General features: G+C 40.5%; 7 protein-coding genes, 21 tRNA genes, 2 other RNA genes and 1 riboswitch. Of the genes, 4 read left to right on the forward strand and 26 right to left on the reverse strand.

The genetic code is table 11. From position 1 onward, the window contains the following. Positions 1-52: 52 nt before the first annotated feature. From M3221_RS24985 to M3221_RS25085, 21 genes are all read right to left on the reverse strand, one after another. Positions 53-127, reverse strand: a tRNA-Gln gene (locus M3221_RS24985). 6 nt (positions 128-133) lie between these two features. Next, positions 134-209 (reverse strand) — tRNA-His (locus M3221_RS24990). 5 nt (positions 210-214) lie between these two features. Next, positions 215-298, reverse strand: a tRNA-Tyr gene (locus M3221_RS24995). Positions 299-321: 23 nt separating this feature from the next. Beyond that, a tRNA-Ile gene (locus M3221_RS25000) sits at positions 322-395 on the reverse strand. An 11-nt stretch (positions 396-406) separates the two neighbouring features. Beyond that, positions 407-482 (reverse strand) — tRNA-Phe (locus M3221_RS25005). A gap of 9 nt (positions 483-491) precedes the next feature. Continuing rightward, a tRNA-Asp gene (locus M3221_RS25010) sits at positions 492-568 on the reverse strand. Between the two features lie 5 nt (positions 569-573). Then, positions 574-647: transfer RNA gene (locus tag M3221_RS25015), tRNA-Met, on the reverse strand. Positions 648-656: 9 nt separating this feature from the next. Beyond that, positions 657-732 (reverse strand) — tRNA-Val (locus M3221_RS25020). Between the two features lie 4 nt (positions 733-736). Next, positions 737-811, reverse strand: a tRNA-Glu gene (locus M3221_RS25025). Positions 812-835: 24 nt separating this feature from the next. Beyond that, positions 836-927: transfer RNA gene (locus M3221_RS25030), tRNA-Ser, on the reverse strand. A 48-nt stretch (positions 928-975) separates the two neighbouring features. Beyond that, positions 976-1,049: transfer RNA gene (locus M3221_RS25035), tRNA-Met, on the reverse strand. Between the two features lie 21 nt (positions 1,050-1,070). Next, positions 1,071-1,146 (reverse strand) — tRNA-Ala (locus M3221_RS25040). A gap of 13 nt (positions 1,147-1,159) precedes the next feature. After that, positions 1,160-1,233 (reverse strand) — tRNA-Pro (locus M3221_RS25045). 127 nt (positions 1,234-1,360) lie between these two features. Continuing rightward, a tRNA-Arg gene (locus tag M3221_RS25050) sits at positions 1,361-1,437 on the reverse strand. A gap of 17 nt (positions 1,438-1,454) precedes the next feature. Further along, positions 1,455-1,543, reverse strand: a tRNA-Leu gene (locus M3221_RS25055). 39 nt (positions 1,544-1,582) lie between these two features. Further along, a tRNA-Leu gene (locus M3221_RS25060) sits at positions 1,583-1,664 on the reverse strand. A gap of 7 nt (positions 1,665-1,671) precedes the next feature. Continuing rightward, positions 1,672-1,747, reverse strand: a tRNA-Lys gene (locus tag M3221_RS25065). Positions 1,748-1,753: 6 nt separating this feature from the next. Continuing rightward, positions 1,754-1,829 (reverse strand) — tRNA-Thr (locus M3221_RS25070). A gap of 5 nt (positions 1,830-1,834) precedes the next feature. Next, positions 1,835-1,910 (reverse strand) — tRNA-Val (locus M3221_RS25075). A gap of 3 nt (positions 1,911-1,913) precedes the next feature. Next, positions 1,914-1,988: transfer RNA gene (locus M3221_RS25080), tRNA-Glu, on the reverse strand. Between the two features lie 27 nt (positions 1,989-2,015). Continuing rightward, positions 2,016-2,090, reverse strand: a tRNA-Asn gene (locus tag M3221_RS25085). A 448-nt stretch (positions 2,091-2,538) separates the two neighbouring features. On the opposite strand from M3221_RS25085, the gene ssrS (M3221_RS25090) reads away from it, so the two are divergent. Then, positions 2,539-2,737: non-coding RNA, 6S RNA (gene ssrS / locus M3221_RS25090), on the forward strand. A gap of 176 nt (positions 2,738-2,913) precedes the next feature. On the opposite strand, the gene M3221_RS25095 is transcribed toward ssrS (M3221_RS25090), so the two are convergent. Beyond that, entirely contained in the window at positions 2,914-6,132 is a 3,219-nt protein-coding gene (locus tag M3221_RS25095; RefSeq protein ID WP_251274769.1) for a DEAD/DEAH box helicase, read from the reverse strand. Between the two features lie 450 nt (positions 6,133-6,582). On the opposite strand from M3221_RS25095, the gene M3221_RS25100 reads away from it, so the two are divergent. Both M3221_RS25100 and M3221_RS25105 read left to right on the forward strand, forming a co-directional pair. After that, positions 6,583-7,560 (forward strand): alpha/beta hydrolase, encoded by a 978-nt coding sequence (locus M3221_RS25100; RefSeq protein WP_251274770.1) that lies wholly within the window; start codon positions 6,583-6,585, stop codon positions 7,558-7,560. Positions 7,561-7,760: 200 nt separating this feature from the next. After that, complete coding sequence (locus M3221_RS25105) at positions 7,761-7,928, forward strand: hypothetical protein (protein ID WP_251274771.1); 168 nt, start codon at positions 7,761-7,763, stop codon at positions 7,926-7,928. A gap of 338 nt (positions 7,929-8,266) precedes the next feature. On the opposite strand, the gene M3221_RS25110 is transcribed toward M3221_RS25105, so the two are convergent. The 4 genes from M3221_RS25110 to M3221_RS25125 form a co-directional block, all read right to left on the reverse strand. Next, positions 8,267-8,629, reverse strand: a complete 363-nt coding sequence (locus M3221_RS25110; RefSeq protein WP_251274772.1) for a group I truncated hemoglobin — start codon at positions 8,627-8,629, stop codon at positions 8,267-8,269. A gap of 400 nt (positions 8,630-9,029) precedes the next feature. Further along, entirely contained in the window at positions 9,030-9,980 is a 951-nt protein-coding gene (locus M3221_RS25115; protein WP_251274773.1) for an HD-GYP domain-containing protein, read from the reverse strand. A 148-nt stretch (positions 9,981-10,128) separates the two neighbouring features. Then, complete coding sequence (locus M3221_RS25120) at positions 10,129-11,163, reverse strand: diguanylate cyclase domain-containing protein (RefSeq protein ID WP_251274774.1); 1,035 nt, start codon at positions 11,161-11,163, stop codon at positions 10,129-10,131. Between the two features lie 257 nt (positions 11,164-11,420). Beyond that, positions 11,421-11,507: riboswitch (cyclic di-GMP riboswitch) on the reverse strand. 510 nt (positions 11,508-12,017) lie between these two features. Next, a complete protein-coding gene (locus tag M3221_RS25125) occupies positions 12,018-12,206 on the reverse strand; it encodes a hypothetical protein (protein WP_251274775.1) in 189 nt (62 codons plus the stop codon). A 437-nt stretch (positions 12,207-12,643) separates the two neighbouring features. Between M3221_RS25125 and ssrS (M3221_RS25130) the strand changes: the two genes are divergently transcribed. Next, positions 12,644-12,840, forward strand: a non-coding RNA gene (ssrS, locus tag M3221_RS25130) — 6S RNA. Positions 12,841-13,115 lie beyond the last annotated feature (275 nt).

The raw sequence follows: 13,115 nt of genomic DNA on the forward strand, positions 1-13,115 counted from the left end.
CCCCCACCTTGGCAAGGTGATGTTCTACCACTGAACTACTTCCGCAAAATAATGGCTGGGCTAGAAGGATTCGAACCTTCGCGTGACGGAGTCAAAGTCCGTTGCCTTACCGCTTGGCTATAGCCCAAAAATATGGGGCGATCGAGGGGAATCGAACCCCCGAATGTCGGAGCCACAATCCGATGCGTTAACCACTTCGCCACGACCGCCATGCTGGTGGAGGGGGGCAGATTCGAACTGCCGAACCCGAAGGAGCGGATTTACAGTCCGCCGCGTTTAGCCACTTCGCTACCCCTCCAGTATATGAAGTTACATAAAAAATGGGCCTGAATGGACTCGAACCATCGACCTCACGCTTATCAGGCGTGCGCTCTAACCAGCTGAGCTACAGGCCCATTATTTAAAATGGTGGCTCAGGACGGAATCGAACCGCCGACACAAGGATTTTCAGTCCTTTGCTCTACCAACTGAGCTACTGAGCCATATAAAAATGGCGGTCCGGACGGGACTCGAACCCGCGACCTCCTGCGTGACAGGCAGGCATTCTAACCAACTGAACTACCGGACCAACGATTGCGGGGGCAGGATTTGAACCTGCGACCTTCGGGTTATGAGCCCGACGAGCTACCGAGCTGCTCCACCCCGCGATAATAATATGGTGGAGGATGACGGGATCGAACCGCCGACCCTCTGCTTGTAAGGCAGATGCTCTCCCAGCTGAGCTAATCCTCCAAAATGGTGACCCCTACGGGATTCGAACCCGTGTTACCGCCGTGAAAGGGCGGTGTCTTAACCGCTTGACCAAGGGGCCAATATGTATTTTGATAAAGTATACTGGCGGAGAGCAAGGGATTCGAACCCTTGAGACAGCGGTAACCGTCTACACGATTTCCAATCGTGCTCCTTCGACCTCTCGGACAGCTCTCCGTAAATGAATCTACAGGCATAAAATAAAATGAACTTTATTTATATCAATAGCGGCGGAGGGGATCGAACCCCCGACCTCACGGGTATGAACCGTACGCTCTAGCCAGCTGAGCTACACCGCCATAAAAAAGTATTAAAAATATTGGTGGAGCCTAGCGGGATCGAACCGCTGACCTCCTGCGTGCAAAGCAGGCGCTCTCCCAGCTGAGCTAAGGCCCCATATTTAAACAGATCGGGAAGACAGGATTCGAACCTGCGACCCCTTGGTCCCAAACCAAGTGCTCTACCAAGCTGAGCTACTTCCCGGACTTGAACAGGATGTTCTGGCTTCTGCGTCAGGCACAGGAAGTGCCAGTTTTTAGCAGGAGTTCCTTTTAAAAAAGCATGTTGATCTTCAAAAGAATTTTTCAAGAACTCTGTTTTATATACACAATGGCGCGCCCGAGAGGACTCGAACCTCTAACCGCTTGATTCGTAGTCAAGTACTCTATCCAATTGAGCTACGGGCGCACTATTTGATTGTAAAGTGGTGCCGAGGACCGGAATCGAACCGGTACGGTAGTCACCTACCGCAGGATTTTAAGTCCTGTGCGTCTGCCAGTTCCGCCACCCCGGCAAGGTACTATTCTGCCACTGAACTACTTCTATAAAAAAGTGCGGGTGAAGGGACTTGAACCCCCACGCCTTGCGGCGCCAGATCCTAAGTCTGGTGCGTCTGCCAATTCCGCCACACCCGCATATACATGGTGAGCCATGAAGGACTCGAACCTTCGACCCTCTGATTAAAAGTCAGATGCTCTACCGACTGAGCTAATGGCTCGGTAAATGGTGCCGGCAAGAGGACTTGAACCCCCAACCTACTGATTACAAGTCAGTTGCTCTACCAATTGAGCTACACCGGCATAAATGGTGGAGGATGACGGGATCGAACCGCCGACCCTCTGCTTGTAAGGCAGATGCTCTCCCAGCTGAGCTAATCCTCCAAATGGTGACCCCTACGGGATTCGAACCCGTGTTACCGCCGTGAAAGGGCGGTGTCTTAACCGCTTGACCAAGGGGCCTTGCTTCTTATATGTATGATTTTAAAATGGCTCCGCAGGCAAGACTCGAACTTGCGACCGATCGGTTAACAGCCGATTGCTCTACCACTGAGCTACTGCGGAATAATCTGCACTAACGACAGCTATAAAATAATATCACCTTTAAAATTTAAAATCAATACTTTTTTCAAAAATATTTATTACTAACTTCTTTTTTCAGCATTTCCCCTTATAGCCAATTGAGATACACCTTTAAAAAAGCACCGTATAAAGCTTGGAATTTATCTTGAAGAGCGGCACTTATCAAAAATAGAAGATGTAAAATATAAATAAAGCAGAAAATCGGGATGCTAAAAACCTATGTAAGAATCACTTTTAAGAAGAAATCCATTCTACACTTAGCATCAGGTTCCGATTAAACTTCCGTGTAAAAGCTTGTTCTACACATAACATTGCGATTCAAAAATATACCTGAATGACAAAAGCTAGAGAGTTTTCTCGTGCGGGAGGTTTAGGAATACAGGACAACAACTACCATTGAATATCATGAACAGTCCGCGTAATATATAAATACAAGCTGCGTTGTACATCATAATATAAAGTTTTAACCTTTAAGCTGTAACAGGGAGTTTTACATGGAATCCGGAATGACAAGCCTCGTTCGTTTTCTAGCCAATGAGGACAGGAAGGAAGGTTTCTGCGAACACCCACTTTGAGGAGTGGTGGTTTAAAACTTTCTTCTATTCAAAAACGGCAAAGGCAGCTTACTTATATACTACCTTATACTTCACCTACATATATGATCTTTAAACCCTGAAAGTAGTTCCTTAGACGACTTTAGATAAATCTCAACACAAAAAAAGCAGCCCATATACCGGGCTGTTTTTTTTTTGCGCAGTCACTTGAGATCTTTATGATTAACCTACTCTTTGTTTCCTGATTCCCGCTAAATCATCAGTATTTCACGAATATCCTCTTCGGTAAGCGTTGACGATGATTTCTCTTCAGAATCAATAATTTCTTCAATTAGATCCCTCTTTTTCTCTTGCAGTTCATTCATCTTTTCCTCGATTGTACCGCGGGCAACAAGCTTAATGACCTGTACATCATTTGTCTGGCCGATGCGGTAGGCCCGGTCAGCTGCCTGCTCCTCGACTGCAGGATTCCACCACATGTCATATAGGATAACTGTATCGGCACCTGTCAGATTGAGGCCGGTTCCACCCGCCTTCAGGGAAATGAGAAATAAATCACGTTCACCGTCATTAAATCGACTGCATTTTTCCACCCGTTCTTCTGATGAAGTTTGTCCATCCAGGTAGAAAAAAGGGAGTCCTTGACTCGCCAGCTCCCTCCCTATTAACTTAAGCATTTGCGTAAACTGCGAGAAAATCAATACTCTTCTTCCAGACAGCTTTGATTCCTCTACAATCTGCATCAACTGTTCGAATTTCGCTGAGCTTCCTTTGTATCCATCCACAAACAGAGCTGGATGACAGCAAATCTGTCGTAAACGCGTTAAACCCGCAAGGACTCTGATACGATTTTTTCGGAGTGTATCCTTGTCCAAATGCTTCAATGTGTCGTGCCTTAGTTTTGCCAAGTAAGCAGCATATAGCTTCTTCTGATCAGGAAGCAGCTCCACTAATTCCATCGATTCAACTTTTTCAGGAAGCTCCGACAGTACCTCTTCTTTCATTCTCCGAAGCAAAAATGGACGGATTCTGCGGGCGATCTTTTTCCTGGAGAGCTGACTGTATTCCTTTAAACCCAAGAATAATTCAGGAAAAACAACGTGAAAAATCGACCACAGCTCCTCCAATGAATTTTCCACTGGTGTACCTGTGAGGGCAAAGCGATAATCCGCCTGTATCTTCTTTACTGCTTTTGCTGTTTGTGTAACAGGATTCTTAAAAGCCTGTGCCTCATCGAAAAACACGGTGTGAAAAAATTGTTTTTCGTACCACACTTTATCTCTTACTAACAAAGAATAGGAAGTAATAACAACGTCTACACCTGTTACATTCTTCTGTATATTGAACCGTTCCTTTTTATTTCCATCCACGACAACCGCTTTTACTTCCGGGGCAAATTTTTTGATTTCGCTGAGCCAGTTATACGTTAAAGATGAGGGGCAAACAATAAGAACCGGGCGCTTCTTTTCCTGGATATGAGGAAGCTCAGATAGGATAAATGCAATGCTTTGGAGTGTTTTCCCCAGTCCCATATCATCAGCAAGAATCCCTCCGAACCCATAACGAGCAAGCGTCTTCATCCATTTGTAGCCCTGCTTTTGATAATCATACAATATCGACTCCAAACTCTCTGGCGCCTCAAACTCCAAACTGCCTGGATGACGGATTGTTTCCAAGAACTGACGGAATGATTTCTCTAGCGTGAAGACATGGTTATCATCAGAATCAAGAAGCTGAAGTCCCCGAGTAACGGGAAGACTTACGCCACTTTCCAGATCTTCCTTTTGTGCCGGAAGTGTTTTAAGGAAACGGTTAATTTCTTCAAATTCCCTCGTCTCCAAGGAGAGGAGTGATCCATTCCGCAAGCGATAATACTTCCGCTTCTCCTCTAGGGCCAGTAGAACTTCACGTATCTGTTTTTCAGGAATGCCCTCCATTTCAAATTTAAATTCCAGCCAATTGGTTCTTTCTTTTTGGATGCTGACTTTAATTCGAGGCCGAGCATTCCCTCTGAAAAGCCGGTTTCTCACTGACGTAGTGGCGTATACTTGTACAAGCTTTTGCAGTTTCGGAACAACATTATGCAAAAACTCATACTCGAGCTTCTCATTATGCAATAAGTATCCACTGTCAGTCTTGGAAAAAGAACTTTCCTCCATCAGTTGCAGGATTGCATCTTCTTTCTCCACGTCTCTTACCGGCACTAAGCCTTTTCCGAGCTCCCGGCCTTCCAGCGGATTGAGGACAATACTTTCATATTGAAATTCCAGTCCGGCAAGCAGGCGGTTTTTCACACGGTCTAAATACAGCCTTGCAACCAACGGTGTTTTAAGCCATTTTTTAGAGACCTCTTCTGCTATCTGGACTTGGCCGATTTTTTTAAAACCTGGAACCACGTTTTCCAAAAAGTCATTCATTTTCTCCTGAGGAATAAAAATTTGATTGGAGCCTGAGGCTTCCAGCATCTGTTTAAGTTCTGAAAGGCGCTGGCTTTCCTCACTGCCCACCTGAATTAATGCATCCTCAAACAGAACAGACTGATAAGCGTTCAGTACTATTACCTCTCCGAGCCCCTTGATCTTCAGTTGATATCCCTCACTCGCTGCTACTGAAAGGTCAAACTGCAAAGGAAGTGCTTTATCCGATAAGCGTAAACTATCAAACGTATTTCCGCTATGCGCCAGCTTCATTAATGGAGCTCTTGTCAGCACAGGAACAAGCCGCTCCCAGGAAGATGGTGGAATGAGCAGCATGTTAGGGCGGATTGTATAGGCAGATTTGTCTGGCAGTGCGTTCACATATATTTTTTCATCATAAACCACTTGGATAAGCTGCTGAATAACCGCATCTGTTTCTTTTTGAAAGCAATGAAGGCTTGGATGGTAGGTAAATGAAAGCGAAAGCAGGCTTGGCTTACCTTCTTTCACCTTCTCCAGGAAATCCCGGATATTTTGCACATGGGCCGAACCGATTCTTATTTCTATTCCGAACATGAATTGCCCCTGGCTCATGTTGACAGCTTTACACGTAAACTCCGTATCAAGAACCTGCCTTTTTTCAAAGTGAAGCTGAGACCCACTTGAACGTTTAGGCGGATTGTTGAAGAGGTTTAGCAGACCTTCTGTCAGTGCCTGATTTGCTGCGGAATCGACCTGACGCTCACTTGGAATAACAGGGAGCGTCCCTTCTCGCTGATGCCCATAAATCGACAGTAATACGGCCGCAATATGCTGACAATCCTTTTGGAAAGAAGCCAGCACCGGGCAGCTGCATTTCGTATGAAGCCCGCCATTGGCATCTATTTTTATCGTGACATGGAAGTCTTCCATTCCTGTAACAGTCGCTTCACAGCTTTCAGGGCTGTAATTTTTAAATGTTACTTTATTAGCACGGTAAAAAGAATCTCCTCGTTTGAATGAGGCGGTGCCGCACATGTCTTTAATGATTTTTTGATTTAGTTGTATGTTCAAAAGGTGTTCTCCTTTATTGCGGGTATTCCGTTGTTTCTGCGGTATGTTTACATCTATTTGCCCTGTAACATTAAAATATCATTTACTTGCTGATAATTTTGCTTAAATCTATATTGCTTTGGGTGAAATGATTCATTTCCATTCTATTTATTATATTCAATATAGCATACGTATTTAATATGTTGCATTTATAGATCAGCAGCTAACCCAAAACAGGCGTCATCCCTTGATGATTAAGGGATGACGCCTGTTTTATTGTACATTTGCGAATGCAACATAATTCCTTTTATATTGCACTAAGTAAGATGGATTAACAAAGCAGTATAGTTAAATAAAAGTTTGGAAAATAAAGGTTTTTTAATAACCTTCAAAGAAATTATTAGTCCATACACTTTCTCAGGGAGGCTACATAATGCCTGTAATTAATATAATTGTATGGGGGAAAAGAGAGTGAATTCTAATACTAGAAAGTTAACATACAATGAAACCGAAATTTATTGGAAGAAATATCAGAAATTTTTTCCTGAAGAACTGCGAATAAAAGAAAATAATCTACCAACTGAAGAATGGTGGAGTTGGAAAGATTATCATATCCATCTGGATAGAATGTCTGTTCCGAATTCGAAAATTAAAGTTATTTTTATTCATGGTGCAGGCGGAAACGGAAGACTATTCGCACCATATGCAAGAATGCTACAAGTGCATGGATATGATATTGTATCCCCAGACCTCCCTCCTTATGGTCTCAGTTACAAGGAGTCATTAAAATCCACGGATTACCACGAATGGATAAAAATAATGACTGAGTTCATCGAACAGGAATTTAATCGAGACGGAAAGCCAATTGTTTTATTGGGGGCGAGCATCGGAGGCATGCTTGCATATCATGTGGCAAGTCTGAGTAAACAAGTAAAAGGTTTGATTGTAACGACTTTCGTGGATACAAGTAATCAGAAAGTTCGTGATCAAATTGCCCCAAACAAGCTAATAAGCCGCTTGGGTAAATTCACGTTAGATAATTTCTTTTTTGTATTGGATTCGTTTCGAATTTCTGTTTCAAAAGTATCGAGAATGAAATTAATTACAAATAACTTTGATCTGACAAAACTTATTATGAACGATCCTCGAGCCGCAGGGACAAAAGTTTCTTTACGGTTTTTGAGAATATTCTTAAATATGGAACCAGTAATTGAGCCTGAATATTTCGATATTTGCCCTATTTTGCTCATTCATCCTGAAGTAGATCCAATGACACCATATAGATTAAGTGAATCTTTTTATAACCGATTACAATGTGAGAAAAATTGTGTGATTTTAGAAGGGGCTGGTCATTTTCCAATAGAACAACCGGGTGTGGAACAGATGAAAACAGCCCTCCTAAAATTTTTAATTGAAATAGAAAATGACTTAGAGCTGATAGAAGACTAGTTTATACAATGTTGACGATCGTTAAAGAATTTTATAATAAAATCGAACGAAGCTGTCATTTTGGCAGCTTTTCTTATTGTGCTAACTGGCAGGTTAATTGAAGAATAAATGAAAAATAAATATAGATACATCCTTAGTATTAGCCCTAGTATAAGAAAATTACGGGCAACAGATAATAAATGAAAAGGAGGTTAAACATAATGTCACAAGAGGATAACAATATACACGGAAAAACCCCAGGCGTACTAAAGGATGATATGGATAGAGAACCAATAGGAGATCGTTTAAATAGCGATAACGCATTTAGCGACAAAGGCTTAAATAATGCACGTTTAACTCGCGAAGCTGCGAAGAAAGGAAAGCGATAAATAAAGATACGGTCAGTTTTTATTTGGCTGGCTTTTTTGTGCCTCGATCCCCCGCTGGATAGCGGCTTTTCTTGTTAAACTAACGGCGGGGACTTTAGTTGAAGAAGGAACGAAAAAAGTTGATGTCATGGAAAGGACATCAGCTAAGTTTGTCATCAGTGTTATTGATATTAAAAAGCGTGTGTAATTCTAAATAGCAAGGGCTGTACCCAAATTCAGTAAAAACTGAACTTGGGTACAGCCCCTTTTTGATGTAACATAATTATATTTATGTTGCTTTGTAAATTAAAAATTCACATTTCAATTTCTTCAAATAAACCACCCGTAAGTGGAACCAGTCATTTATAAATAATATCTTCTCTTAGTGAAGCAACTTTACTTAACGCTTTATCTATATCTGCTTCATTTACTCCAAAGTGAGCAAGAGCAGCGTGAAGATGGTTTGCAATAGCATCAAAATGGGCTGGCTGTATATTCATTCCTTCATGTGCTTTTGCCATTGATTTTCCTGAATACTGATTGGGGCCACCTAATGCGAAACTAATGAATTTTGTCTGATGACGGCGTTGTTTTTCCATATCTGTATGTTTAAAAAAGTGATTAACTGTATCGTCCTTAAGAACCAATTCAGAATAAAAATAGTCCACGACTTTTGCAATCGCTTCTTCTCCGCCAACTTTTTCATAAAGTGTTTGTTCCATTGATATACACTCCTATCTAGATGTTTATAATAACATTTTTCCCCAAGAATGTTAGGTGCAATCCTATAGATTATCATCAAGCATTAATATCCCACTCTTTTTATTTTTTTATGTATTCAGTACCATTTCCGAAATCACTTAAAACTTGTTTTCTTCCTCAACAAACTTGCCACATTAATTTAAGAAAACCATGAATGAATTATAACGCTTAGTACATCTTTCAAATGCTAAAAGCAGTGCATTTATACACTGGTACTCCAAAAGAGAACAGTTACCTTTTGGCCAGGGGTTTCTTAAAAACAATTCCTGTATTTATATAACAGCCAAAAAAGGCCTCAAATTTTAAAATCTGGTCGTTTCCAATGCAGCATAATTGCATTTATGTTGCATTAAAGGGTGTTTAATTCTTTTCAACATTTCTTGTTCTAGTTAGAATTGTTTCCCCTTTAGCTTCTACTATCTTCAAAAATATTTGGGCAACTGCTGGATCAAATTGAGTACCTATATTTTTACGAATTTCATTAAGAGCATATTCTAAATTCTTCTCACTTCGGTAAACACAGTTAGAAGTCATCGCATCAAAAGAATCAGCTACAGCTATAATCCGGGCAGCTATGGGTATTTGTTCGCCTTTTAATCCTTCAGGATAGCCTTTACCATCAAACCTTTCATGATGATATAAAACCATATCCAAAACACCATTGTGCTTAAACACCGGAACGTGTTTCAATATCTTGTATCCGATAGTTGGATGTTTCTTTATCTGCGAAAATTCTGTTTCTGTTAGTTTGGACCTTTTCGTTAATATTGATTCAGAAACACCTATTTTCCCAAAATCATGGAAAATTCCCCCAAGATAGATATTGTCACATTCTTTTTTAGAAAATTTCATTTCCTGTGCAATCATTTCTGCATAGCGGGCTACATTTTCCGAATGATTAGCCGTATAGGAATCTCTGGAGTCAAGGGCATTTGCTAAAGCACGTGTTAAATGAACAACATTTTTTCTTTCCCTAAGATATCTTTTTATCAATACAGATAAACTGCAAGATACTAAAAAATAGGTAATCCAAGCCAAAAGAAAAACTGCTGTTTCAGGCATTCCTAATGGTGAAAAGTGAAAACGGAGCAGTGTAACTAACCCTGTTGCTATGACTTGCAGTGGTTTATTCTCAAAAGAAAAACCTATTAATACTACTGTCAAAAGGTAAAACCCTGTTAAACTTACCTCTGGGTAAACATAGGCATCCATAAATAAGTTTAACCCTAGACAAACAGCCAGCACATAACGATAAGGTATAGGGTTTTGCAGCAAAAACTCTAATTTATTTACGCGAATTGTCTGATCCATATGCTCCTCCATTTTAGCTCCATTGCTCATTATTCAGCATAAATATCCATATTGAGTTAAAAAACCTAAAGGGTTTTACGAATACCGAGACCCGAGTTTCCCTTATCTTATCAAAACCGGACTACCTTAAGCTCAGCCTTTACCTAACTTATTGAATTAAGTTTTGGGTGGTATAAAATTTATAAGCTGACGTTCCTTCTTTCTTTGCCTGGTACATGGCTATATCCGCCTTCTTTAACAATGTCTCGCCGTCTTGTCCATCTTGAGGAGAAAAGGCAATTCCAATGCTCGTAGATACAAATACCTCACCTTCTTGTAATTTTATAGCATGACTTAAATTAGATATAAGATGTTCAGCCATTTTTGAGGCTTCTTCAATATGCTTTATTTCGGGCATAATGAGTAAGAATTCATCTCCGCCTATTCTGGCAATCAGATCTTTTTCGCCTAAGCATTCTCTAAACCGAACAGCAACTTGTTTTAGCAGCATATCTCCAGCGGAATGGCCTAATGTGTCATTAACAGCTTTAAACCGATCTAAATCGAACAGCATAACAGCTACTAAATCACCGCTTTTTTTTGCTTCCTCTAAAGCCATTTTCAATTTTTCTTCAAAAAATCTTCGATTCGGTAAATCGGTTAATTCATCATGATAAGCTAGATATTGAATTCTTTCCTCTGCGTCCTTCCGTTCGCTAATATCCCGAATAATACCGGTAAAATAAATAGTATCTTTTATCTTCCAAGAAGAGAGGGAAAGCTCTATAGGGATTTCACTTCCATCCTTCTTCAATCCACGCAATTCTACCGTTTTCCCTATAACTGCAGCTTGGTTTGTCGAAAGGAAACGCTTAATTCCTCTGTCATGAGCTTGCCGAAGAGCCGGAGGAATGAGAAGATGCAGCTTCTTTCCTAGTATCTCTTCTTCTTTATACCCGAATATCGTTTCAGCCCCTTTATTCCAGGAAGTAATAGTAGACTCGCTATCGGCCAGGATAATGGCATCTTTTGCAGATTGTATGACTGAATAAAATTGTTCTCGGCTATTTTGCAGTTCTTCCTCGACTTGCTCACGCATTCTTTTTTGCTTATATCTAGAAATCCAGCCAGTAATAACCAATGTATACATTGCGACCATCATAATATCAATCAGTATTTCCTTACCCAATAAGGTTTCAATCATATGATCTCGCGCCCTTTTTTAAATTTATAATTTATCTATTTCTTGGGAAAACCAAGCAAAAGTGTGATTTATATAGAATCAGAAAAATTGGTGGTAGTCTTGCAAAAAATAAATGCGATTGTACATAATTACCCTTGTAGTGCCCTGCTTAAAATTTTTAAGCACAAAAAAACCACCATAAAGATGATGGATGCACAGGTACAGAAGTTATAACCATAAAAATGCAACATAACCCCTGATCTATATAGCCAATCTCTTTCGGTAACCCGGCGGTCCTAGCTGAATTAAACTTTAGACCCGCAGCTTTGCGTCCTTACCTTTCGATAAGTTTGCCGTTATCAAAGAAAATGTATATTTGTCTTCTGTTATTATAATCTCGTTAGGGTGTGGAAACAATTAAGAGCGTTCTTGTAACAGGTTAAAGTTCAATAATTAAAGTTGTATATCCATGTAGGAGAGTATGATGAGCATAAGCAGAATCTGCTTTATGATGAAAAAAATCTTGAACATCTTCTCAAAGCACACACACGTAGATCGGCTGGTTCTGATAAAAAATCGAGCGATAAATGGTGCTGCGGGAGAAAATGGATCCAGTAAGCGGGTCTTTTGCTTGAAATCCGCTTTGCCAAATGTGTATTCATCCATTCTTTTGACCAAGAATCTAAAAACCCTGCCTTTCTCCGCAACGAAAAGTCCAGGTGGCTTACAACTCGCCACATGGACTTTTCGTTTTTTATCGTTGCTTACTGTACAATAAAGTATACACCTATAAAATCCACAAAAATTTTGCTGCCGTTATGAAGGAATCTTATCCTTATAAACTTGTCACTACAAACCTATGGAGGTCTGTATCATTAAGAACCCGTTTTACGCGCTTCTGTCGTTTCTACAGCTACTTCCCAATTCGGAAAATGATACAATGCATTTTTCATTAGCTCTGGATGGGACTTTTTTATTTGTTTCTTCCGAAGCTGCTCCCCGCTTCTTTGCTTTAATTCAGAAATTTGATTGATGACTTCTTCAACGCTCATACTCACTTCCATTTCCTTACCTCCCTTTCCTGACTTATTTTTATTCTCTCCATAATATTGGAGAGTCATACTCCCTTATCCCAGCCAAGGGGGATTTTGTTATATTAGGCAAGAACACTCCACTTCAGGCTTACTACGCGGGGGGATGTATCACTGAAAATGAAAAAAAGATGATTAGGTTAGAGGAGGTCATAATGTCCTGGAGAAGTATTACGGGAAGAAAGTGACAAAAGCAGAAAAGTCTTTTTTAATAAGATAAGATTCATTTTACACCTAGACAGCAGGGTTAGGGTAAGCATCTATATCATAGCTCATCCTGCATATAGCAACGCAGTTGAAAAATTTACTGGAATGACAAAAGCTTGAGCGTTTTTTCTGTACGAGAGGATTTAGGAATACAGGGCAGCAACTGCCATTGAATATCATGAACGGTCCGCGTAATATATAAATACAAGCTGCGTTGTACTTTACAATATAAAGTTTTAACCTTTAAGCCGTAACAGGGAGTTTTATGAGGAATCCGGAATGACAAGCCTCATTCGTTTTTTTGTTCAATGAGGACACGCAGGAAGGTTTCTGCGAACACCCACTTTGAGAAGTGATGGTTTAAAACTTTCTTTTATTCAACGGCAAAGGCGGCTGACTTACATACTTTATATGTCATATAGGTATAATCCGCAAATTTCAAACGTGATGCTTAAACAATTTAATAAATAGCAATACAAAAGAGCAGCCCTCATACTGGGCTGCTCAGACTGTAGACAAAGTGGTTCTCAAATCTTCGATTTGAGGCTGCTTTGTCTTTTTTTTATGCATTTGGACAGCCCTATTAAGCTGGCTGCACTGGTTTCCACGACCAGCAGGCCAGCTTTTTAAGATTCATGGCAGCGAAAGTAAGCATCGCCTGCATGGATAATTTCC

Source organism: Domibacillus indicus, assembly GCF_023715895.1.
Taxonomy (GTDB): Bacteria; Bacillota; Bacilli; order Bacillales; family Domibacillaceae; genus Domibacillus; species Domibacillus indicus_A.